General features: G+C 67.5%; 19 protein-coding genes and 3 pseudogenes. 14 read left to right on the top strand and 8 right to left on the bottom strand.

Translation table 11 applies throughout. From position 1 onward, the window contains the following. Window positions 1-9 precede the first annotated feature (9 nt). From G315_RS0103675 to G315_RS0103640, 7 genes and pseudogenes are all read left to right on the top strand, one after another. Window positions 10-309: pseudogene (locus G315_RS0103675) on the top strand (hypothetical protein). A 34-nt stretch (window positions 310-343) separates the two neighbouring features. Further along, on the top strand, window positions 344-796 hold the full coding sequence (locus tag G315_RS0103670; RefSeq protein ID WP_019611951.1) for a DUF302 domain-containing protein: 453 nt from the start codon (window positions 344-346) through the stop codon (window positions 794-796). A gap of 45 nt (window positions 797-841) precedes the next feature. Then, window positions 842-1,456, top strand: coding sequence for a hypothetical protein (locus G315_RS0103665; protein WP_019611950.1), 615 nt, complete (start codon window positions 842-844; stop codon window positions 1,454-1,456). Further along, window positions 1,456-1,977: a TlpA disulfide reductase family protein gene (locus G315_RS0103660; protein WP_019611949.1), complete on the top strand. Its 522-nt coding sequence runs from the start codon at window positions 1,456-1,458 to the stop codon at window positions 1,975-1,977. Before G315_RS0103665 ends, G315_RS0103660 begins: the two co-directional genes overlap by 1 nt. Window positions 1,978-2,103: 126 nt before the next feature. Next, window positions 2,104-2,503: pseudogene (locus tag G315_RS13720) on the top strand (hypothetical protein). A 269-nt stretch (window positions 2,504-2,772) separates the two neighbouring features. Continuing rightward, window positions 2,773-3,174 carry a hypothetical protein gene (locus G315_RS0103645; protein WP_019611945.1) on the top strand — a complete coding sequence of 134 codons (402 nt, stop codon included), beginning with the start codon at window positions 2,773-2,775 and terminating at the stop codon, window positions 3,172-3,174. Between the two features lie 217 nt (window positions 3,175-3,391). After that, a complete protein-coding gene (locus tag G315_RS0103640) occupies window positions 3,392-5,077 on the top strand; it encodes an alpha/beta-hydrolase family protein (RefSeq protein ID WP_019611944.1) in 1,686 nt (561 codons plus the stop codon). A 12-nt stretch (window positions 5,078-5,089) separates the two neighbouring features. Here the strand turns inward: G315_RS0103640 and G315_RS0103635 are convergent, their stop codons facing one another. Both G315_RS0103635 and G315_RS0103630 read right to left on the bottom strand, forming a co-directional pair. Further along, on the bottom strand, window positions 5,090-5,506 hold the full coding sequence (locus tag G315_RS0103635) for an ABZJ_00895 family protein (protein WP_019611943.1): 417 nt from the start codon (window positions 5,504-5,506) through the stop codon (window positions 5,090-5,092). A gap of 94 nt (window positions 5,507-5,600) precedes the next feature. Further along, entirely contained in the window at window positions 5,601-5,963 is a 363-nt protein-coding gene (locus G315_RS0103630) for a hypothetical protein (protein ID WP_018169192.1), read from the bottom strand. A gap of 251 nt (window positions 5,964-6,214) precedes the next feature. Between G315_RS0103630 and G315_RS0103625 the strand changes: the two genes are divergently transcribed. Next, a complete protein-coding gene (locus G315_RS0103625) occupies window positions 6,215-6,859 on the top strand; it encodes an outer membrane protein (protein WP_019611942.1) in 645 nt (214 codons plus the stop codon). 36 nt (window positions 6,860-6,895) lie between these two features. Here G315_RS0103625 and G315_RS0103620 read toward each other — a convergent pair whose 3' ends face one another. Both G315_RS0103620 and G315_RS13715 read right to left on the bottom strand, forming a co-directional pair. Then, a complete protein-coding gene (locus G315_RS0103620) occupies window positions 6,896-10,072 on the bottom strand; it encodes an efflux RND transporter permease subunit (protein ID WP_018144708.1) in 3,177 nt (1,058 codons plus the stop codon). A gap of 3 nt (window positions 10,073-10,075) precedes the next feature. After that, window positions 10,076-10,495, bottom strand: a pseudogene (locus G315_RS13715) (efflux RND transporter periplasmic adaptor subunit); the annotation flags it as partial. A gap of 209 nt (window positions 10,496-10,704) precedes the next feature. Between G315_RS13715 and G315_RS0103610 the strand changes: the two are divergent. Further along, window positions 10,705-11,541, top strand: a complete 837-nt coding sequence (locus G315_RS0103610) for a zinc-dependent peptidase (RefSeq protein WP_018144710.1) — start codon at window positions 10,705-10,707, stop codon at window positions 11,539-11,541. Next, window positions 11,538-11,945 carry a flagellar basal body-associated protein FliL gene (gene fliL, locus G315_RS0103605; protein WP_018144711.1) on the top strand — a complete coding sequence of 136 codons (408 nt, stop codon included), beginning with the start codon at window positions 11,538-11,540 and terminating at the stop codon, window positions 11,943-11,945. The genes G315_RS0103610 and fliL overlap by 4 nt, the downstream gene beginning before the upstream one ends. A gap of 133 nt (window positions 11,946-12,078) precedes the next feature. On the opposite strand, the gene G315_RS0103600 is transcribed toward fliL, so the two are convergent. Together G315_RS0103600 and G315_RS0103595 are read right to left on the bottom strand one after the other, a co-directional pair. After that, on the bottom strand, window positions 12,079-12,375 hold the full coding sequence (locus G315_RS0103600; protein ID WP_018144712.1) for a hypothetical protein: 297 nt from the start codon (window positions 12,373-12,375) through the stop codon (window positions 12,079-12,081). Between the two features lie 86 nt (window positions 12,376-12,461). After that, window positions 12,462-14,375, bottom strand: a complete 1,914-nt coding sequence (locus tag G315_RS0103595; RefSeq protein WP_019611941.1) for an ABC-F family ATP-binding cassette domain-containing protein — start codon at window positions 14,373-14,375, stop codon at window positions 12,462-12,464. A 265-nt stretch (window positions 14,376-14,640) separates the two neighbouring features. Between G315_RS0103595 and G315_RS0103590 the strand changes: the two genes are divergently transcribed. Further along, a complete protein-coding gene (locus G315_RS0103590; protein ID WP_018144714.1) occupies window positions 14,641-15,564 on the top strand; it encodes a GGDEF domain-containing protein in 924 nt (307 codons plus the stop codon). Between the two features lie 18 nt (window positions 15,565-15,582). Here G315_RS0103590 and G315_RS0103585 read toward each other — a convergent pair whose 3' ends face one another. Together G315_RS0103585 and G315_RS0103580 are read right to left on the bottom strand one after the other, a co-directional pair. Continuing rightward, window positions 15,583-16,521, bottom strand: coding sequence for a hydrogen peroxide-inducible genes activator (locus G315_RS0103585; protein ID WP_019611940.1), 939 nt, complete (start codon window positions 16,519-16,521; stop codon window positions 15,583-15,585). Next, on the bottom strand, window positions 16,518-16,874 hold the full coding sequence (locus G315_RS0103580; RefSeq protein WP_026289493.1) for a DUF3301 domain-containing protein: 357 nt from the start codon (window positions 16,872-16,874) through the stop codon (window positions 16,518-16,520). Before G315_RS0103580 ends, G315_RS0103585 begins: the two co-directional genes overlap by 4 nt. A gap of 96 nt (window positions 16,875-16,970) precedes the next feature. Between G315_RS0103580 and G315_RS0103575 the strand changes: the two genes are divergently transcribed. From G315_RS0103575 to G315_RS0103565, 3 genes are read left to right on the top strand one after another with little or no spacing between them, the layout of a single operon-like run. Further along, window positions 16,971-17,801, top strand: coding sequence for an inositol monophosphatase family protein (locus tag G315_RS0103575; RefSeq protein WP_018144717.1), 831 nt, complete (start codon window positions 16,971-16,973; stop codon window positions 17,799-17,801). Beyond that, window positions 17,798-19,201, top strand: coding sequence for an adenylate/guanylate cyclase domain-containing protein (locus G315_RS0103570; protein ID WP_019611939.1), 1,404 nt, complete (start codon window positions 17,798-17,800; stop codon window positions 19,199-19,201). Before G315_RS0103575 ends, G315_RS0103570 begins: the two co-directional genes overlap by 4 nt. Further along, window positions 19,198-20,319, top strand: coding sequence for a tetratricopeptide repeat protein (locus G315_RS0103565; protein WP_019611938.1), 1,122 nt, complete (start codon window positions 19,198-19,200; stop codon window positions 20,317-20,319). Before G315_RS0103570 ends, G315_RS0103565 begins: the two co-directional genes overlap by 4 nt. Window positions 20,320-20,375: the final 56 nt, after the last annotated feature.

Here is a 20,375-nt window from a genome sequence, read left to right as displayed (position 1 = left end):
GACTCATCCATGACCGAAGCCAATCTCTACCAACGCCTGGGCAGCAAGGCACGCATCCGCAGGCTCGCCAGGCAGCATCTTCGACGAGGGGAACACGGATGCATCTGCAACGGCGCCGGCGGCCCGCGGGCCTGCAGGGACCGCGACAGGCTGACCATCCATCGCGGCATGAACATCCGCGAGGAGGCGTTCGTCGGCGTGGTCGACGACCTCGCCGAGACCCTGGAAGAACTCTGAATTGGGCAGCGCGAAAAGGAAGCGCTGCCGATGATCTCCGAGTCACTGAAACCGGAGATCGTTCGCGTCTGACGCGCCTTCACCCACCCACCTGGAGGACACGATCATGAAAACACTCACACCCATCGCCGCCTTCACGCTGGCCATTGCTCTGGCGCTGTCCGCCCCGCTGGCGGCCACCGAGCCAGACGACCACTTCATCATCCGCGACTGCGAACAGTCGCGCGCGGACCTGGCGGGGGCGATTCGCGAATACGCCGAAAACGAGGAGGACTGGATCTTTCTGGCCGAGTTCGACCTGGCCGGCGGTGACATCACCGCGCTCAAGGTCTGCTACCTGCCGCTGGGACCGGACATCCTGGATGCCGGGCTGCATGTCGGGGCGATGATGCCCTGCGGCCACATCGGCCTGTACGAGGAGGACGGGGGCACAAAACTGTCCATGCTGCACCCGAAGTTCATGACGACACTGCAGCCGCACCCGAGCCTTGAACGTGCCGTGGAAAACGCCGAGCCCGCCTTCGAGGCGCTGCTGGATCATGTCCTTGGTGGGTCATAGGGACGCCGCGCCAGGCCACCCCGTCGGTTTGCCACGAGGCGCCCAATGCCCGGCCCAGGGTTGACGGTCGTCGCATGGTCGCTTCTGGCTCTGGCGGGGCCGGCCCTTCCGGGCGGCGCCGGGACGGCGGAGGAGATGCAGGTGCATACCGACCCCGACAGTGGGCTGATGACCTGGCACTGGCAGGGCGAGGGGCTTTCGCTGGAACTCGCACAGCGGATCCCGGACCAGACCCGCGCGTTCTTCCTGGGCCGCGGGTTCGACACCGAGGATGCGACGTTCATCGCCGGCCACTGCGTGTTTCAGGGCGTCCTGCGCAATACCGACCGCAGCGCATCGGCCACCGTGGACCTGCGCCAATGGCGCAGCCAAACGCCCAACGGGGCCGCGCGACCGCTCCCCAACCGCGACTGGCAGGACGAGTGGGCGAGCCGGGAGGTTCCGGAAGTAGCCCGCATCGCCTTTCGCTGGGCCTTGTTCCCTGGCGAACACCGATTCCAGCCCGGCGACTGGCTGATGGGCATGATCGTCTTCAAGCACCCGCCCAGCACGACATTTGATCTGACCGTGCACTGGCGGCAACAGACGACCCCGCGGCAGTCCACCCTGCCCGATCTGCGCTGCGCCGGGGAACCGGAACGGGACGAGGCCGAACCATGATGAACCGGCGCCGCTTCCTGACTGCAATCCCCGGGGGCCTGCTCGGCCTTTCGCTGCGCCCCGTGTGGGCGGAGGCCACGCACCTGACCGCGCTGGAGCCACGCCCCAAGGGCCCGCCCCTGGCACTGGAGGACATCGATGGGCAGCACCACCGACTGGAGGACTATCGCGGACGTGTGGTGGTGGTGAACTTCTGGGCCACCTGGTGCCCACCCTGTCGCGACGAGCTGCCGTCGTTGCAACGGCTCTGGGAGCAGTTGCGCGATGCGGGCCTGGTGGTGCTGGGCGTGAACGTGGGCGAAGACGCTGATCGCATCTTCTTGTTTACCGCCGACTACCCGGTCGATTTCCCTCTGCTGCTGGACCAGGATTCCGCCACCATCGACCGCTGGCCGGTTCGCGGCATCCCCACCACGTTCATCATCGATCCCGAGGGCCGCATCGCCTACCGCGCCATCGGCGCCCGCGACTTCGATCATCCGCGCCTCCTCGAGCGCCTGCGCGCGCTCGCACTCGACTGACAGCCCGCTGCAGCGCCCATGGCGCTTTCTGCGGGGCGGCGGCCTTCCCGGATATCGCGGCCGCCCGGTATCCCGATGCCGGCCGATCTTGTAGATTAGCAATCCCTAATAATCAAGGGATGAGACGTGGAGTCGTCCGGAGAACACCGTAGCTGGGAGGACCGGATCGTGGATGCGCTACGCGCGCCCGCGACCTGGCTGTTCGTGCTGGGGCTCGTGCTCGGTGCCGCCGCCGTGCACTGGGGCGTCGAGCGCCCACCGGCCGAGGGGGCGTTGATGGTCACGGTGCACAATGACAGCGACGTGCTGATCCAGGCGATCCACTTCGACTTCGGCCACGACCTGTCGGAATCGAGCATCCGCGAGGGCCAGCTCCAGCCCGGGGGAACACCGGCGGGTGGCGCTGAACCATATCCCCGCCGCCGGCTTCAACATGGAAATCCGCTACGCCGACGGGCAGGTACAGGAGTTCTGCGCCAACCGCGGCGTGGAAGGCTGGGAACAGGAAATCCGGGTCTACCGCTAGGGAGACGCCGCCCCGGCCAGGTGTTCAGGTGCCGGCCCGCGCCGGGGCGACATCGGCGAATGCAAAGACTGGGTCGAGCACTGCACCGCCTTGGTGGAGGACCGCGCCGGCAACCTCAGCCTGCTGCACTGGCCCGATCATGGCACTGTGCAACACGCGAAGACGGGCACCCCCGCGGTCAATACACTCAATCTTGATTCGCTCCTCGCCAAACGATAGGTGGGCGCCTGTCACCGGGCTGTCATGGCCCCTGTAGTACCGTGGACACAATGAACGAATCGCGATCGCGTCACTGGGCGGGAGCCGACGCCGACCTGCTCCTGCTGCTGCAATCCATCACTAACCATGAACAGGCCCAGCGCCTGGCGCGTGTGACCGGCTGGGTGCTGGTGTTCGCCGGGGTCGTGGTGGTGATGCTGGGCGTCCTGGTGCAGCACACGCCCACCATGCTCGAGGGCACGCTGGTCGCCCTGCTGGCACTGGTGGGCGGCTGGCTGCGCAGCCGGGTCGCCGCCACACTGCTGATGCTGCTGATGGCACTGGGGCTCGCCACCGGCCTCGCGGTGGGCGCGGCAACCGGCGGACTCCTGCTGCAAGTCGCGTTGTTCGGTGTCGCCCTGCGCATGGTCGAGGGCAGCTTTCGCTTTCGCAAGTCCGTCACAACCCAATAGGCCATATTACGAGGCAGCGAAGCACGAGGGGTCGAAGCACGTTAAGAGGCATTGGTGGCGCCGGACAGCGATTGCTTCGTCGCTGCGCTCCTCGCAATGACGGGGACACAACAAAACGCGATATCGGCGGGCCGCCCGCGGGCGCGGAAACTTGAACCCAGCCGGCGGGGCGGACAGGATGAGCGCCTCCATACCCCGCCAAGGAAGCGCGAACGCGATGTCCGTCGTCGGCCGCCTGCAAACCCGCCTGCGAGCCTTCATCTGGCCGGCCTGGGCCACCCGCATCCTCGGGACGCTGTCGATCCCGGGGCTCATCCTGGCCACGCTGTTCTTTGCCGCCTCGTTGACCCCCAGCCTGATCCCGCGTACCGACGACGTCCAGGGCATCCTGTCCGGGGTGTCGCTGGCGGCCGGCTACGGCCTGGGCGTGTTCTTCCACTGGCTGTGGTCGTACCTGGAACTGCCGGAGCTCGGCGAGCGCACCCACAACACCCTGGTCGTGATCGCCGGCGGCGGGGCCGTGCTGATCGTGCTGATCTTCCTGTGGCAAGCCACCGAGTGGCAGAACAGCATCCGCGCGCTCATGGAACAGGAGCCGGTGGACGGTGGATTCCCCATACGCCTGGGGCTGATCGCGGCGGCGGTGTTCATCGCCACGCTTGCGGTGGCACGGCTGTTCCAGTTGCTGGTGCGCTTCCTCGCGCGGCACCTGCGCCGCTTCATCCCGCGCCGGCTGTCCAACGTAATTGGCGTGCTGGTGGCGGCCGGGGTGTTCTGGGCGGTGATCGATGGGGTCATCCTGGAATACAGCCTGCGCGCCGCCGATCGCAGCTTCCAGCAGTTCGACGTACGCGAACACCCCGGGGCGGAGCAACCGGGCGCGACCTTCCGCACCGGCAGCCCGGCCTCGCTGATCAGCTGGGACGAGGGCCTGGGGCGCCAGGGCCAGCGCTTCATCCACCAGGCCCCGGACGCCACCGCCATTAGCGACTTCTCCGGCGAGACCGCGTTGGATCCCATCCGCGTGTATGTGGGGCTGAACGCCGCCGAGACCATCGAGGAACGCGCGCGACTGGCCCTGCAGGAGATGCTGCGGGTCAATGCCTTCGACCGCTCGGTGCTGGTGCTGGCCACGCCCACCGGACGCGGCTGGGTGGACAATCGCGCGATCCAGCCGGTCGAGTACCTGCACGGTGGCGATGTGGCCACGGTGGCCGTGCAGTACTCCTACCTGCCGAGCTGGCTGTCGCTCATGGCGGAATCGCAGTACGGCCATGAGACCGCCCAGGCGGTGTTCGCGGAGATCTACGGCTACTGGAAACAGCTACCGCCGGACGCCCGCCCGGACCTGTACCTCTACGGCCTCAGCCTGGGCGCGCTCAACTCCGAGCGGGCCGCGGACCTGTATGACGTGATCGGCGACCCGTTCTCCGGCGCGCTGTGGGCGGGCCCGCCGTTTCGCAGCGAGACCTGGCGCGACATCAAACGCCAGCGCCAGCCCGACTCGCCGGCCTGGTTGCCGCGCTTTCGCGACAGCTCGGTGGTGCGCTTCACCAATCAGGGAAACCACCTGGATATCCCCGGCGCCGAATGGGGCCCGATGCGCATCGTGTACCTGCAGTACGCGAGCGACCCGGTCACCTTCTTCGAGCCCCAGGCGCTGTACCGCCAGCCGGAATGGATGCAGGCGCCACGCGGCCCGGATGTCTCCCCGGACCTGACCTGGTACCCGGTGATCACCATGCTGCAACTGGCGGTGGACGTAGCGATCGGCGATGCCGCCCCGCGCGGCTACGGCCACGTCTACGCCACCGAGCACTACATCGACGCCTGGCAGGCAGTGACCAACGCAGACCGGTCCGCGGACGAGATCGAGTGGCTCAAACGCCACCTGGCCGACTGACCGACAGGGTGCCTACCCCGCGCTTTCCCCGGCGACCAGGCCTCGCTTGCGCAGGTTGCGGCCCGTGAAGTTAACCATTGCCACCACGGTCCCGGCATACAACAACGCGACGCCCCCCACGATCCCGAGCATCACGGCGTCCAGTGCAATCCCCTCGGCCCACATCACCAGCAGGGTGAGCGGAATCTGTGTACCGAGGAGCACCGCGATCATGGCGGCGATCACGCGCCACTTCTCGGCGCGCGACAGATAGCGCCCGTTCCTGCGTCCGAAGGACTCGCAGGGCCACACCACCGCCAGCGCCAGAATGCCCATCCCGATCGCCGTACCAGCTTGATCCAGATCGAAATAGGCGCCCGCTACCATGGCAGCGATCGACAGCGCGAAATAAAGCAGTACAAATCGAAACAGCAGACCCTTGATGGACATCGTCTCCCCTCCCTGGGATATCTGAAAGCCGCACCACCCTGTGCGGCCTGGATGCATGTCGGATTGCCCCGACATGCACGATCATGACATGCGGCTACTGCTCGGTGAACTTGGCGCCTTCGAGGATCACCGGATAGCTGTAGCCAGCCCCGAAGTCGCGATCCAGGATCAGCGTTCCGGTCACCGAGACGCGGTCGCCCACCTCGGGCAACTCGGTGGAGGTGACGGTGATGTAGTCACCCTCGCTGCCGGTACCGTCGACGAAGTGGATGAAATTGCGCCCCATGATGTCCTCGTTCACCCGGCCCACAATGCCTTCGAGCCGGACCTCTTCCCCATCCAGCTCGGCCGGGGCCTGATTCAGTTCCTCCACCGTATGCATCGGTTCGGCGCTCGCCACGCCCCACCCGAGCAACCCCACCAATAGTCCCGCCAGAATTCCCGCTTGTCCGCGCATTGCTCGACTCCTGTTCTTTTTACTTGCTTGTGTGCGTACGGGAGGCGCTGATCAGCGCCTCCCTGGGCGAATCATCCCGGGGTCGCACACACCCATGCCATCGATTGATGCAGGGGTAGCCGTGCGCCCGGAAGCCCGGTCCGTCCCATTCTGGCACACAAGGACCGGCGCCCTGTCTGACCGCCTTTGCCACTATGCGCCCGGATGGGGCACCCGTTCACTGCCGCAACCACACCGCAAATGAAGCCACCATGTCCAGCCCGTATCGCCTCGCCACCGCCGTGACCGGCGCCTGCATCCTCCTGGGCTCGGCCGGGGCAGTTCAGGCAAGCCCGTTCCACGGTTCCTACGTCGGCGGCCAACTCGGCTGGGTCGGTTATGACATCGACTACCGCGAAGACAGTGACGGCGGCATCTCCGGGCTTAGCGCCTCCGGCTTCACCGGGGGTGTCATGACGGGCTGGGGTACCGTCCTGGACAACGGCCTTTACCTGGGCTTGGAACTGGATGCGCAGAACGAGGACGCCGACCTGACGGTCACCCTTGATGAGAGCGAACTGGGGGTGGATAGCACGTACAGCTACGGCATCACCGGCCGGCTCGGCACCACGGTAAACGACAACATCCTGTTCTACGGCCTGGCCGGCTACCAGCGCTCGCGCCTGGACTACCGCCTTACCGATACAGAAGAGGACATATCCATTCGCTTCAAGGACAGTATCAACGGTGCCCGGCTCGGTGTAGGCGTCGAATACCAGATGGACAACCGCCTGTTCATGCGTGCCGAGTACTCGTACACGCTCTTCGAAAGCGAGCGCTATCGCATCGAGGGCGAAACCCTGCACTTCGATCCCGATGCCTCGCGCTTCATGGTCGGTCTCGGCTACCGCTTCTAGCCTGACTGGATGCCCGCCACTTCAATGGCGGGTTTTTCAGGTGACAGGGGCGGCACCCCATGCGCTACTCGTCAGGCGCCGCTTCAGTCCCTCCGCAGCGCGGTTCACTACCAGGTACAGGCAGGGCACCACCAGCAGCGTCAGGATCATCCCGGCAACCAGGCCACCCACCACGGTCAGCGCCAGCGGGCGCATGATCTCCGCCCCTTCGCCGAGGCCGATCGCCAGCGGCAGCATCCCGAGCACCGTCGTCAGCGTGGTCATCAGGATCGGGCGCAGGCGCAATGCCCCGGCCTCCACGACCGCCCGCGCCGGGCTCAGGCCACGGAGTCGACGGCCCTGCTCGATGTACTCCACCAGCAGGATCGCATTGTTCACCACCACCCCGATCAGCAGGATCGCGCCGATCATCACCGGGGCGGAGACCGGTGTGCCGGTCGCCCACAGGATCGCGACCACCCCGATCAGCGACAGTGGCGCGGCCGCCACGATCACCAGCGGGTTGGCCAGGCGCTCGTACTGCACCGCCAGCACCACCAGCACGAGGAAGATCGCGAGCGCCACCACCGTGGCCATCTCGCGCTGGGTCTCCTGGATGGTCTCCCACTCGCCACCGATCAGCAGACTGTAGTGCTCGGGCACATCCACCTCGGCCAGGCGCTGCTCGACCGCGGTCATCACCGAACCGACATCGTTCACCTCGGTGTTGATATCGCCGTTCACCCGCACCACCCGGCTCTGGTTCTCGCGCTCGATATGCGCGGGTCCCTCGCCGATCTCGAACTCGGCCACGTCCGCCAGGCGCACGGGATCCCCGTTGTCGCGGAACAGGATCATCCGCCCCAGGGTGGCCGTATCCTGCACATCCTCGCGCGGCAGGCGCACGCGCAGGTCGTATTCGCGATCGTCACGGACGTACTGCGTCGGCACGGCGCCCTCCACCGCGTCGCGGATCGCCTGCCCCACCTGGCCCACCTGCAGGCCCAGCGCAGCCGCCCGCTCGCGATCCACATGGACGCGCAGGATCGGGCTCTGGTCCTCGCGCCCGACCTCGACGCCCTCCAGGCCCCGGATGCCTTCGAGGCGCCCGGCGATCTCGCGGGCAATGCGGCGCATCTCGGTCAGATCCGCCCCGACCACCGCAATCGAGAGGTCATCCCCGGTGATACTGAACTGCAGCCCCTGGATACTCGGCGGTCGCACGGTAATCCGTGCCCCGGGGAGTTCCAGCGCATCCATTGCCTCCTGCGCCTCGGCCACCCATTGTCCCGCGCTCATCTCGCGCTGTCCGGCCGGGGTCAGCTGGACGGTGATATTGGAGGTGCCGGGGCGCTCGTTGACCACGCCGCCACCGAGATGCCCGCCGACCATCGCGAACACGCTCTCCACATGCGGCAACGCCTCCAGCGCGGCCTCGATATCGCGTGCGGCCGCATCCGTCTCGTGCGGGGGCGTGCCCGGCGGCAGGACCATGCGCACGCTGACCTGGCCATCGTCGACCTGCGGCAGGAACTCGGTGCCCAGCTCACCGCCCACCTGCACCGCGCCGATCAGCAAAACGACGGCCGCCCCCAGCACCGCCCAGCGCAGGCGCAAGATCTTCGGTAGCAGACGGCGATAGCGCCGGCGCAACCCCTGCACCCCGCGATCGAACCCGCGCAGCAGCCAGGTCCGGTCCAGCCCGCTCTCCCAGCGGATGCGCGAAAGAAGGGCCGCGAGCATCGGCACCAGGGTGATGGCCGCGGCCAGGGTCGCGATGATTGCAAACGAAAGCGTCAGGATCAGCTCGCGGAAGATCAGCGCGCCGATCCCGGTGATCAGCAGGAACGGGAGCACCGCGGCCAGATTGGTCAGGGTGCCAGCGGTCACCGCCGAGACCACCTCGCCGGCCCCGTCATGGGCCGCCTGCTCCGGCGACTTTCCGAGCTTGTCGCGATGGCGGACGATGTTCTCCAGCATCACGATGGCGTTGTCGAGCAACAGCCCCACCCCCAGCGCGAGCCCGCCGAGGCTGATGATGTTCAGGGTGAGCCCGCCCAGGCCCATCATGGCGAAGGTCGCCATCAACGCGATCGGGATCGACAAGCCGATAATGAAGCTCTTGCGCAGACTGCCGAGAAACAGGAACACCGCCAGCATCGCCAGCACGCCGCCCAGGATCGCGGCGGTACCCACCGAACTGACCGCGCCACGGATGAACGGGGCGGAGTCGCTGACGACCTCCCACTGGATGTCCTCGGGGATGAAGCCCGAGCGCTCGAGTCGTTCGAGCGTGGCGCGTACCGAGTCCACCGATTCGACGGTATTGGCATCCGGCAGCTTGAACACGGACACACGCGCGGCCGGCGTGCCATCCAGGCGGATGAACAGGCGCTGCTCGCGGTGACCATCGCGCACCTCGGCCAGCTCGCCCAGGCGCACATGCGCGGACTGCGGGCCCGGCAACGGGATCAGCACGTTGCGCACGTCCGCCTCGGAGGTAAACAGCCCCTCGGTCTTGGCCATCACATCGAAGGTGTCGGAGGTCACCCAGCCACCGGCCACCTCGCGGTTCTCGGCCGCCAGCGTCGTGCTGATCGCCGCCAGCGACAGGCCGTAGCCGCGCACCCGCTCCTGGTCGAGGATCACCTCCAGCTCGCGCTGCTGGCCACCGGAGGCCTCCACCGAGGAGATGCCGTGGATCGCGATCAACTGCGGCGCCAGCTGATGTTCCACCCAGTCGCGGACCGCGGTCTCCGAGCGCACGGTGGAGGAAAACCCCGCCTCCCAGATCGGGTCCTGCGAGGGGTCGTACTTGTACAGGCGCAGGGACTCGAAATCGTCCGGCAACTGGGTGCGCGCCAGCTCCAGGTGGCGTGCCGCATCCTGCAACGCCAGATCCAGGTTGGTCCCGTACTCGAACAACAGATTGACGTTGGTGCGGCCCTCGGAGGCACGGCTGTAGATGCGGGTCAGGTTCTCGGTGGCCGCGAGGTTGCGTTCCAGCACGCGGGTCACCTGTTCCTCCATCACCTCCGGCGCGGTGCCGGGATGGTTCACGGTCACGCGGATATGCGGATACTCGACGTGCGGCAGCAGGTCCACCGGCAGGCGATCAACAAAGAACATGCCGAGCACGATCACCACCGAGGCCAGCGCCATGATCGCCACCGGCCGGCGAATGGAGAAGCTGGTCACCCGCCCGCGCGGACGGTCCTCCGGTTCGGCCGCCACCCCCTAGCCCCGCCAGCCAACGATGCGCACGCGCTGGCCCTCGCGCATATCGATCGGGTTGGTGGCCAAAACAATCTCGCCGTCCTCCAGGCCGTCCGTGATCTCGGTCCATGGGCCTCGGGTCACGCCGGTCTCGACGCTGCGGCGCTCCAGCTGCTCGTCCACCACCACGTAGACATAGCGCTGGTCGCCGTCCTCGCCGATGGCGGCGGCCGGGACCGCCAGCGCATCCGGGCGTTCGTCGACGGTCATGCGGATGCGCGCAAGGTTGCCCGGGCGCACGCCGTTGTCGGCCGCCTCGGCCGGCAGGGCAATCTCCACCGTCACTTGCTGCGAGTCCGGCGAGGCCGCCGGAAAGATGCGCCGGATCTTCGCGACATAATCGGCATCCGGAAACGCATCCAGCCGAATGGGCACATCCTGGATGTTCGGCATGTGCAGCGACCTGTTTGGCGAGGGGGGCGCGCGGTGCCATCGTGCTCCCGCGGGCGACCGACCGTTGGGATTGATCCCCATGGTAGCGGTTCCTGCCCACGCCCCGCAGGCCAGGGAGGCGCTCGGGGTTCGCGCGGGTGCCCCCTGTTTTCCGGTCCTGCACGGCGCCCGGCGGGCAAACATGCGACGATTGGACGATGCACTCGACACCGCATTTTCCGCTGCGTGGCCTGTTCCGCCGCCTGCTGGGGCCGTTTGCCGGCCTGGAGCCCGAGGCCGTGCAGCTGGACAACGATGAGTGGGAGACCCTGCGCCGGCGGGTCCCGTTCGTCGCCCGCCTCACACCGGAAGAGCGCTCCCGGCTGCGCGAACTGGTCGGCCAGATCCTGGCGCAAAAGGAATTCATCGGCATCGCCGCGGAACCGGAACCCTGGCAGTGCCAGGTGATCGCCGCCTACGCCGCGCTGCCGGTGCTGGAACTGGGCCTCGAGCCCTACCGTGACTGGCGCACGCTGATCCTGTATCCCGACACCTTCGTGCCCGAGCACGAGTGGGTGGACGAGGCTGGCGTCGTCCACCAGGGGGCGATACCCCAGTCCGGCGAGGCCTGGGAGCGCGGCCCGGTCATCCTGTCGTGGAACGATGTCGAGCGCGACGGCGCTGTGGTCGTGCACGAGATGACCCACGTACTGGACGCCGGCAACGGCGAGGTGAACGGGTTTCCGCCGCTACGCCGCGGGCAGTCGGCCGGTGCCTGGACGGAGGATTTCTCGCGGGCCTTCGAGGCATTCGTGGAGGCCGTGGAGTCCGGAGAGATCGACGAGGCGGAGCTGCCGCTGGACCCCTATGCGGCCACCGCCCCGGAGGAGTTCCTGGCCGTCGCGACAGAGTCCTTTTTCTTCGAGCCGGCGCGCCTGCGCGAGGCCATGCCCGAAATCTATGAGCATCTGGTGGCATACTTTGATCAGGAGCCCCATCGACGCGGCGACCTGATCGCCTCCAGCACGCAACCCGCCCCGGAGCACACACCATGATCCGCAGTCCCTTTCGTTCCCTGCACCTTGCTCTTCTGGGGATTGTCCTGATGCTGACCGCGCCCCTCGCGCTCGCCGTGGACGACCTGGACAGCCATTACGTGACCCTGGAGCCCGTGGTGGTGAACATGGCGTCCTCCGACCGCGGGCGCTACCTGCAGGCCTCCATCCAGCTGGAAGGCAACGATCTGGAAGACGCCCGCGCGATCCGCGAGCACATTCCCGCAGTGCGCGACCGACTGATCCGCATCCTTGGCGGGCGCAGTCCCGACAGCCTGACCGGCGGTGGCGCGCGCGAGGACCTGCGCAACGAGGCCACGGAGGAGCTGAACGAGTTGCTCGATGAGATTACCGGGGCGCCGCGGATCGCAGCCCTCTACTTCTCGGATTTCATCCGCCAGTAATCCTCACTCGCCGGCAAGGAAAAGCCCCCGGCAGCACAGGCTACCGGGGGCCGATGCTCCCGCCAGTACATGACGGGATCGAGCCCCGCTGGGGGCTCACTCCTTAATCGATCATCGCTCCTTGATGGAACGATCAGTGCGGCCGATGCAGCAGCGGCATCTCGCCACGCTCCATCATGTGCCGGATCAATGCAGCCCGACCGGGCTCTTCCTGCTCCAGCTCGTCGGCGCACTGCGAAGGCTCGTGCGCGGCCTCCGATAGCATGACCTCCAGCTCGCGCAGGTCGACCTTGGGTTCCTGCAGGTCTTCCGGCTTCGGGTTCTCCAGCATGTTGGTTTTCCAGAACATGCGCGGGTGCCAGCAATGCAGCTTCGCATCCGGGTTGTGAAAGAGCTCGACACAGCGACGATTCAGTTCCTGTGCATTCATGGGGATCACTCCTCGCTCCAATGCGTTCACCCTGATGTATAGACCCCGCAATACCCGAGTTCAAGGGTTGGTCTTTGAAGAAGGTCTCACTCCGCAGTCTCACCCTGGGCGGATTCCAGCGCCTCCAGCGCCTCCATCCACTCGGCCTCCGCCGTCTCCAGCCGACTGCGCAAATCGCCCTGTTCGCGGGTCAATTGGGCCAGGCGATCCGCCGCCTCATCGGCGTACAGCGCCGGATCGGCCAGCTCGGTCTCCAGCGCATCCAGTCGCTCCTGAACACGGACACATTCCTGCTCGGCTCGGTCCGCACTCTTTTTCAGTGGCTTGAGTGCGGCACGCGCCTGCGCCGCCTGCTGCCGCCGTTCCTTCTGTGACAGTGCCGGACCACTCGGGGACGTCGTGGCGGGCGTTCCGGGGTCTTTCGCGGCGACACTTTCCCGCTCGCGGGCCTTGAGCTCGCGGGCGTAGTCATCCAGGTCCCCCTCGAAGTCGCTCAGGTGGCCGCCTTCCACCTTCCAGAAACGGTCGCAGACGCGAGCCAGCAGTTCACGGTCATGCGCCACCACCACCAGGCCACCGGCATAGTTCTCCAGCGCCTCGGCCAGCGCCTCGCGCATATCCAGATCCAGGTGGTTGGTGGGTTCATCCAGCAGCAGCAACGAGGGCGCCTGCCAGATCAGCAGCGCCAGTACCAGGCGCACCCGCTCCCCGCCGGAACACTGACCCACCGGAGCGTCCGCTTTCTCGCCGGGAAAACCCATGCCACCGAGAAAGTTGCGCAGGCGCTGCTCCTCGGCGCGCGGGTCCTGACGTTGCAGGTGCACCAGGGGCGAGGCCTTCAGGTCCAGCTGCTCGCTCTGGTGCTGGGCAAAATAGCCGACCTTCAGGTTCGGCTCCACGCGGCGCTCGCCCGCGGTCGGGGCCAGCTCGCCGGCCAGCAGCGTCAAGAGTGTCGATTTCCCGGCACCGTTCGGGCCCAGCACGCCGATCCGGTCCTCGGGGCGCAGACGTAAAGTCGTCGGATGCAGGCGGACACGATCCCCGGATCGGACCTCGGCATGATCCAGCGCCAGCAGGGGGTCGGGCAGACGCTCCGGGGTCGGAATCTCCAGGTGAATCGGCCGGGCCGCGCGGATCACCGCAACCTCGTCGAGCTTCTCCAGACGCTTCAGTCGGCTCTGGGCCTGGCGGGCCTTGCTCGCCTTGGCACGGAAGCGACGCACAAAGTCCTCCAGGTGGGCGCGCTCGGCCGCCACCTTTGCGGCCGACGCCTCGCTCTGGGCCATGGCCTCGGCGCGCTTGGCCTCGGCGTGGGTGTAGCTGCCGGCGTATAGCGCGATACCACCGCGCTCGATGTGCGCGATATGGGTGCAGACCGAATCGAGAAACCGACGGTCATGCGCAATCACGATCACCGTCCCCGGATAACGCGCCAGCCAGTCCTCCAGCCACAGGATGGTCTCGACATCCAGGTGGTTGGTGGGCTCGTCCAGCAACAAGAGATCCGAGCGCGTCATCAGCGTGCGCGCCAGGCCCAGGCGCATGCGCCAGCCGCCGGAGAAATCGCTCATGGGCCGATCCGCATCCGCCGCAGCGAATCCGAGGCCTGCCAGCAGTCGGCGCGCACGGGCATCGGCCGTCCAGCCGTCAATCGCCTCCAGCGCGCCAAACAGGCGGGCCTGCTCGGCGCCATCGGACACCTGCTCCAGGCGCTGCTGCAGGTCGCGCAGTTCGGTATCCCCATCCAGCACGTAGTCCACGGCCGAGCGCTCGCTCCCCGGGACCTCCTGCGGAAGGTGCGCCACCACCCATTCCGCGGGCTGGTCGATCTCGCCGGCATCCAGGCTCAATTCGCCCTGCAACGCCGCCAGCAGGCTGGATTTGCCGGACCCGTTGGCGCCGGTCAGGCCGACGCGCCAGCCCGCATGCACGGTGAGGCTGGCGTGCTGCAGCAGGATCTGGCGGCCGCGACGCAGCTCGATATCTTGTATTCGAATCATGCGGCGCAGTGTAGGGCAAGCGCGCGCCCGGCTCATGTAGGCCGGCCGTTCCTCGGGAAACGCCGCCCCGGCGCAGGGTGTCAGAATCCTGCCACCCCTTGCCGCCTGCGGCGGTGAGGACCTGCCGGGGGCGGCGAAAAATCGCCGAATTTCCGTCAAGACCTCTGTTATCCGTGATGCAAATCACTGTTTTAACTAAATATACGATAAGTGGCATGGATCTGGCTTTACTCTCGACCCAACGATCGATGCGAGCGAGACGGCCATGAACCGCGACGGGAACGCCCACAACCTGCGACTGGTATCCGCCAAGGGCAAGACGACTGGCGATGCCGGGACGCCCTTTGATGCCCTGGCCTTCGTGCAGGCCCTGTCCTCCAGCCTCGAGCTCGGGACCGTCCTCGCCCGCCTGCAGGAACACCTGCACGCCCAGGTCCACCACAGCGGCTGGTTCTTCATCCTGCAGGAGAGTGACGAGACCTGGTCCGGCGGCGACGAGGATCGCCATCGCATCGAGTACGGCATGAGCTTCAACAACGAGACCATGGGCTCGCTGATCCTGATGCGCGGCCGCCGCTTCAGCGACGACGAACAGCAGTTGATCGAGGCTTTGCTGGGGCTGGCCGCCCCGGCACTGGCCAACGCCCTGCGTTTCCAGCGCCTGAACGAAAGCCTGGAGACCGATGAACTGACCGGTCTCGGCAACCGCCGCGCCTTCGAGAAACAGGGCGCCCAGTGGCTGGCCGACTGCCGCCGCCAGGATCGCCCGATGTCGGTGCTGGCCATCGATCTCGATCACTTCAAGCGAATCAACGATGAATACGGCCACAGCGTGGGCGACGACATCCTGCGCCTGGTGGCGAAGACCCTGCGCAGCACCACCCGCGAGTCCGACCTGTGTGTGCGCATGGGCGGCGAGGAATTCCTGGCGGTCCTGCCCGGCGCGGATTTGAGCCGCGCGATGGAATGTGCCGAACGCATCCGCCTGGCACTCGCCAGTCTGCGCGCCGGCGCCACCGCCGGCGACAAGTCAACACTGGAGAGCGATGGATCGGTCAAGGTGACCGCGAGCATCGGGGTGGCCGGCATCGGACCCAACGCCACGCTGCAGTCCGCCTACCAGGCGGCCGACGAGGCCCTCTACGCCGCCAAGCGGGCCGGACGCAACCGCGTCCTCGCCGGGAACTGAATTCCCGGAAAGCCGCCCCTATCCGCTGCCAGGCGGAATGAAGTCGACGCAGGTCAGCGGGGTCGACAGCACCGCCTGACGCAGCGCCTCGATGGCCTCCGGACGCGGGAAGCTGGTGCGCCAGGCCAGGGCGACGCGGCGGCTGGGCGCCGGATCCTGAAACCGGCGCACGGCCAGCAGCCGCTGGGCATAACGATCCGCCCCCACCGCCGTGCACGGGAGGATGGTTACCCCCATCCCCGAGGCCACCATGTGGCGGATTGTCTCCAGCGACGACCCCTCCAGATTGCGCGGCGTACTGCCATCCGCAGTTACCGTACGCTGACAGTCCGGGCAGCGCTCCAGCACCTGGTCGCGAAAACAGTGTCCGGCGCCCAGCAACAGCAGGGTCGCATCGGCCATGTCCTCCAGGCGCAGGGGGTCCTTGTCCTTCAGCGGGTGCGCCGCCGGCAGCACGGCCATGAATGGTTCGTCGTACAAGGGAAGCGTGACCACGCCCGGCTCCTCGAACGGCAACGAAATAAGGATCGCGTCGAGCTCACCCTGCTTGAGCCGCTCGCGCAGCCGCCCGGTGTAGTTCTCCTCGATCACCAGCGGCATGTTCGGCGCGCGCTCGTGCAGCGCGGGGATCAGCTCCGGAAGCAGGTACGGACCGATGGTGTAGATCGCACCCAGGCGTAGCGGGCCGGAGAGTTGATCCTGACTCTGTACGGCCACCGAGCGCAGCTGTTCGACCTCGGCCAGCACACGCCGCGCCTGCGCGATCACCTGCTCGCCCGCCGGCGTCACCGAGACCTCGCCGCGGCCGCGCTCGAACAGGGTCACGCCCAGTTCTTCCTCGAACTTGCGCACCGCCACCGACAGCGATGGCTGACTGACATGACTGGCCGCGGCCGCCCGCCCAAAGTGGCGGGCATCGGCGACGGCGACCACATACCGCAGCTCGCTCAGGGTCACCGGGGCGCCCCTCCGCTGTTGTCATCGCTGTCCAGCCCCTGAAACTCGCGGCCGCCGTCCGGCCAGTCCAGGGTCACGCGCTTCAACTGTCGGCCTTCCAGCGAGATCTCGCCGGGATGTCGCCCCGCTCCATCGGCGGAAAACTCGAAGCGGTAGCGGCGTTGCAGGGCCAGACCACGGTCGCCCCAGACCAGGCGCTGGCCGGTACGCACGACGGTGGCATCGAGCAACTGCACCCCTGCCCGCTCGCAGGCCTGCCGCCCCACCCGACGGGCACGTTCGTTGGCACGCCAGGTGTCATTAACGTAAAACCCTATCAAGGCAATGGAGATGATTATGATCAAGCCGGTCATGGACCGGTATGATAAGCGCAAACGAACCCGAGTTTTTCCGGGCATGCCCGGCCGTCTCCGGTTCGTTTACCTTGCCACCAGCGTTTCCGGGTCTGCATGACTACCACTGCCATCCCCTTCTCCGATCTCGCGCAGGGCCTGCGCGAGATCGGGCAGCAAGAACTGCTGCCCCGCTTCGAGGCCGATATCGCCGTTGATTACAAGGCGGACGGCAGCGTGATCACCGAGGCCGACCACGCGGTGGATGCGCGTGTACGCACCCTGCTGGGCGCATACGGACAGAACACGCCGGTACTGAGCGAGGAACAGACACGCGGCGAACAGGCACGCGTACTGGAGACCGCCCCCGCCTTCTGGCTGGTGGACCCGCTGGACGGCACCTCCAATTTCGCCGGTGGCATGCCCTTCTTCGCCATCTCCATCGCCCGCATCGAGGGTGACCGGGTCACCCATGGCGCGACCTACGATCCGGTACGCGAAGAACTCTTTACCGCCACCGAAGACAGCGCGCTGGAACTCAACGGGGTCACCCCGCCGGCGACCACTCGCCCTCCCGTCACGGAGCTGGGCCGCGCCATCGCCCTGGTGGACTACAAGCGCCTGGATGCCCCCCTGGCGGGTGAGCTGGCCTGCAACGCACCGTTTCGCTCGCAACGCAACCTCGGCGCCTGCGCCCTGGAGTGGGCCTGGCTGGCCGCCGGCCGCGCCGATCTGTACCTGCACGGTGGCCAGGCCCCATGGGACAGCGCGGCCGGTGGGCTGATGCTCGCCCGCGCCGGCGGTGCCATGTGCAACCTCGCGGGCGAGCCCGTATTCGGACGATCGCTGACCAAGCGCTCCGCGGTGGCGGCGCGCTCCGACACCCTGCTCGCCGACTGGCGGGCGTGGCTGGCCCCTTGGCTTGCCGCCCCGGAGACCCCCTCGTGATCCGCCGCCGCAAGTCCGGCGGTGGCGCACGCCTGGGCGTCGGCAGCACCGACTTCACCCCACGCTACCTGCCGATCGCATGGAAGATCGTCGCGGCGATCGCCGGGCTGACACTGGCCGGGATCGTGACCCTGTCGGCTGTGGTGCTGAACCAGGTCAGCAACGTGCTGGACAACCAGATTCGCGCCCAGGCCGAGAGCACCGTGGCGCCAGTCGCGCGGACCTCGGCGGAACTGATGCTGGCCGAGGACTACCTGACCCTGGAGACCCTGCTGAACTCACTGGTGGAGGAGGGGCGCGTCGAGTCCATCGCCGCCTACGCGATCGACCGCGGTCAGGTTGCCCGCGCCGGGACACCCCCGGAGCAATCCCTCACCGACGGGGTGTGGCCGCTGGCACCGACGATGGAGCCCTACCGACGCAACGTGCGCTTTCAGGACGTACAGGTGGGCTACATCGAGGCCTACATCGACACCTCGCCAATGCAGGAGCTAATCCGCAACACCCTGAACGCCGGGATCGCCACGGCCGTCGGGGTGTTTCTGCTGAGCCTGATCCTGGCAATCGACATCAGCAAGCGCCTGGTGCGCCCACTGGAACGCCTGGCCGAGAGCATGCGTTCGCGCGCCCGCCCCATGGATGACCAGGGCAACACGCTGCCGATGGTGCGCCAGGACGAGATCGCCCAGCTGACCGACGCCTTCAACGATATGGCGCGCGACCTGCTGCGCAAGGACCAGGTCGAGGCCGCCCTGCGCCGCTATGTGTCGGACGCCATCGCCCAGGACATCCTGGAGAATCTGGACCGGGTGGAGCTGGGCGGTCGCGCGCTGGAGGGATCGGTACTGTTTGCCGACATCCAGGGCTACACCGCGCTTTCGGAGCGCTGCAGCCCGGAGGCCCTGGGCCGCATGCTCAACGAATTCTTCGGGCCGATGTCGGAATGCATTGCCCGTCACGGCGGCACGGTGGACAAGTACATGGGCGACTGTACCATGGCGGTCTTCGGCCTCGCGGCGGATGCCGGAAACCATCGCCTGACCGCTGTGCAGACCGGCCTGGCCCTGCTGGACACCGTCGCCTCGATCAACGCCGAGCGTGAACGCCGCGGCGATACCCGGGTGGAGTTCCGTATCGGCCTGAATGCCGGCGAGATGCTGGCCGGCAACATGGGGGCCGAAGACCGCATGCAGTTCACCGTAGTCGGCGACACCGTCAACCTCGCGGCCCGCCTGGTCACGGTCGCGCCCGCCGGCGGGCTGGTCACGACTGCCGCATTCATGGAGCACGAGCAGGTGAAGGGACAGTTCCGCACCGAAGACTGGGGCACCCACGAGCTGCACGGGGTCAGCGAAGCCGTGCCCACCACCCGGGTACTGAACGCTACGGATCGCACATGACTGCAGCCCGCGGCCTGTTCCCGCTCGCGAGTATCCTGCTGGCCCTTCTGCTGGTCCAGGGCTGCGCCGCTCTGGACCCCTTCGCCCCGCCCGAGCAGCGCATCGAACGCGCACTGGAGACGGGTAACTACCAGCATGCCCTCGAGCTGATCGACGAGCACGACCCGGAACCGCGAGCCCGATGGGCCGAGCGCCGGGCAGCCATCGAGGACGAGGCCGCGACCGCCGCGACCGAGGCGATGCACGAAGCGCGCGCCGCCTCGGCCGAAGGCGCGGTCGCTCAGGCCCTGGAGATCCTCGAGACGGCCGAGGCACAACTGCCGCCGGACAGCGAACGGCGGGAATTCATCAGCCAACTGGAACGCCAGCGACAGGTTGGATTGCAGACCCTGCAGCAACGCCACGACATCCTCGAGGCGCGCGCCCTGGTCCAGCGGCTGCGCCTGCTCGAGGTGATGCGTCCGTTGGTGCGCCACAGCGAACGGCTGCCGGACGATCCCGACCGCCTTGCCAATCGTCGCGAGCCCCTGGCGCGGGCGCTGGATGGCTACGCCGCCGACACCGATGGCGAGGAACGCCTGGAGCTACTGCACCTGGCCCAGGGCCTGGCCTCCGACTCCGAACGCGCAGAACGCATCGCGCGCCTGGAGCGGGAACTGCGCCAGGCCGAAGCCCCCGAGATCGAGGAAGAGGTCCCGCGTTCCACCATCAATGCACGCCTGCGTCAGGCCCTGGAGGCCGGCGAATTGGCCACGGCAGCGCGCTGGTGTCGCAACGAGATCACCCCCGACACCGACGCCTCCGGCCCGGACCAGGCCGCCCAGCGAGCCCATCGCGCGCTGTGCGAGGAATGGCGCGAGCGCCGAGACGCGCGCGCCGAGACGCTGCTGGAGGAGGGCCGCAGCCATTACTCCGCCGGTGACATCGAAGAGGCCCTGAGACACTGGGAAGAGGGGCTCGAACTGGCGCCCGACCATGCCGGACTCCTCTCGGCCCACGAGCGTGCGCTGCGCGTCGTCGAACGCCTGGAGAGCCTGCGCGTGCCGGAACCGCTCCCCGAAGCGGAGGCAGACAGCCCGCCCGACGACGTGCCACAGGCCGAGCCCGATGCCCCGTAGCGCGCGATCCGGCGGCCGGCGCTGCGGGCCGCGCGTATTCGCCGTAGAATACGGCC

This window comes from Thioalkalivibrio sp. AKL7 (genome assembly GCF_000381705.1).
Lineage (GTDB): Bacteria > Pseudomonadota > Gammaproteobacteria > Ectothiorhodospirales > Ectothiorhodospiraceae > Thioalkalivibrio > Thioalkalivibrio versutus.
Note: the sequence above shows the minus strand (reverse complement) of the source record. Positions and strands in the feature narration are given on the sequence as shown.

Bases quoted from the DNA above. Each gene is read 5' to 3' on its own strand.
- G315_RS0103670 (WP_019611951.1), top strand. From the start codon at position 344: ATGAAAACACTCACACCCATCGCCGCCTTCACGCTGGCCATTGCTCTG.
- G315_RS0103665 (WP_019611950.1), top strand. From the start codon at position 842: ATGCCCGGCCCAGGGTTGACGGTCGTCGCATGGTCGCTTCTGGCTCTG.
- G315_RS0103660 (WP_019611949.1), top strand. From the start codon at position 1,456: ATGAACCGGCGCCGCTTCCTGACTGCAATCCCCGGGGGCCTGCTCGGC.
- G315_RS0103645 (WP_019611945.1), top strand. From the start codon at position 2,773: ATGAACGAATCGCGATCGCGTCACTGGGCGGGAGCCGACGCCGACCTG.
- G315_RS0103640 (WP_019611944.1), top strand. From the start codon at position 3,392: ATGTCCGTCGTCGGCCGCCTGCAAACCCGCCTGCGAGCCTTCATCTGG.
- G315_RS0103635 (WP_019611943.1), bottom strand. From the start codon at position 5,506: ATGTCCATCAAGGGTCTGCTGTTTCGATTTGTACTGCTTTATTTCGCG.
- G315_RS0103630 (WP_018169192.1), bottom strand. From the start codon at position 5,963: ATGCGCGGACAAGCGGGAATTCTGGCGGGACTATTGGTGGGGTTGCTC.
- G315_RS0103625 (WP_019611942.1), top strand. From the start codon at position 6,215: ATGTCCAGCCCGTATCGCCTCGCCACCGCCGTGACCGGCGCCTGCATC.
- G315_RS0103610 (WP_018144710.1), top strand. From the start codon at position 10,705: ATGCACTCGACACCGCATTTTCCGCTGCGTGGCCTGTTCCGCCGCCTG.
- fliL (WP_018144711.1), top strand. From the start codon at position 11,538: ATGATCCGCAGTCCCTTTCGTTCCCTGCACCTTGCTCTTCTGGGGATT.
- G315_RS0103600 (WP_018144712.1), bottom strand. From the start codon at position 12,375: ATGAATGCACAGGAACTGAATCGTCGCTGTGTCGAGCTCTTTCACAAC.
- G315_RS0103595 (WP_019611941.1), bottom strand. From the start codon at position 14,375: ATGATTCGAATACAAGATATCGAGCTGCGTCGCGGCCGCCAGATCCTG.
- G315_RS0103590 (WP_018144714.1), top strand. From the start codon at position 14,641: ATGAACCGCGACGGGAACGCCCACAACCTGCGACTGGTATCCGCCAAG.
- G315_RS0103580 (WP_026289493.1), bottom strand. From the start codon at position 16,874: ATGACCGGCTTGATCATAATCATCTCCATTGCCTTGATAGGGTTTTAC.
- G315_RS0103575 (WP_018144717.1), top strand. From the start codon at position 16,971: ATGACTACCACTGCCATCCCCTTCTCCGATCTCGCGCAGGGCCTGCGC.
- G315_RS0103565 (WP_019611938.1), top strand. From the start codon at position 19,198: ATGACTGCAGCCCGCGGCCTGTTCCCGCTCGCGAGTATCCTGCTGGCC.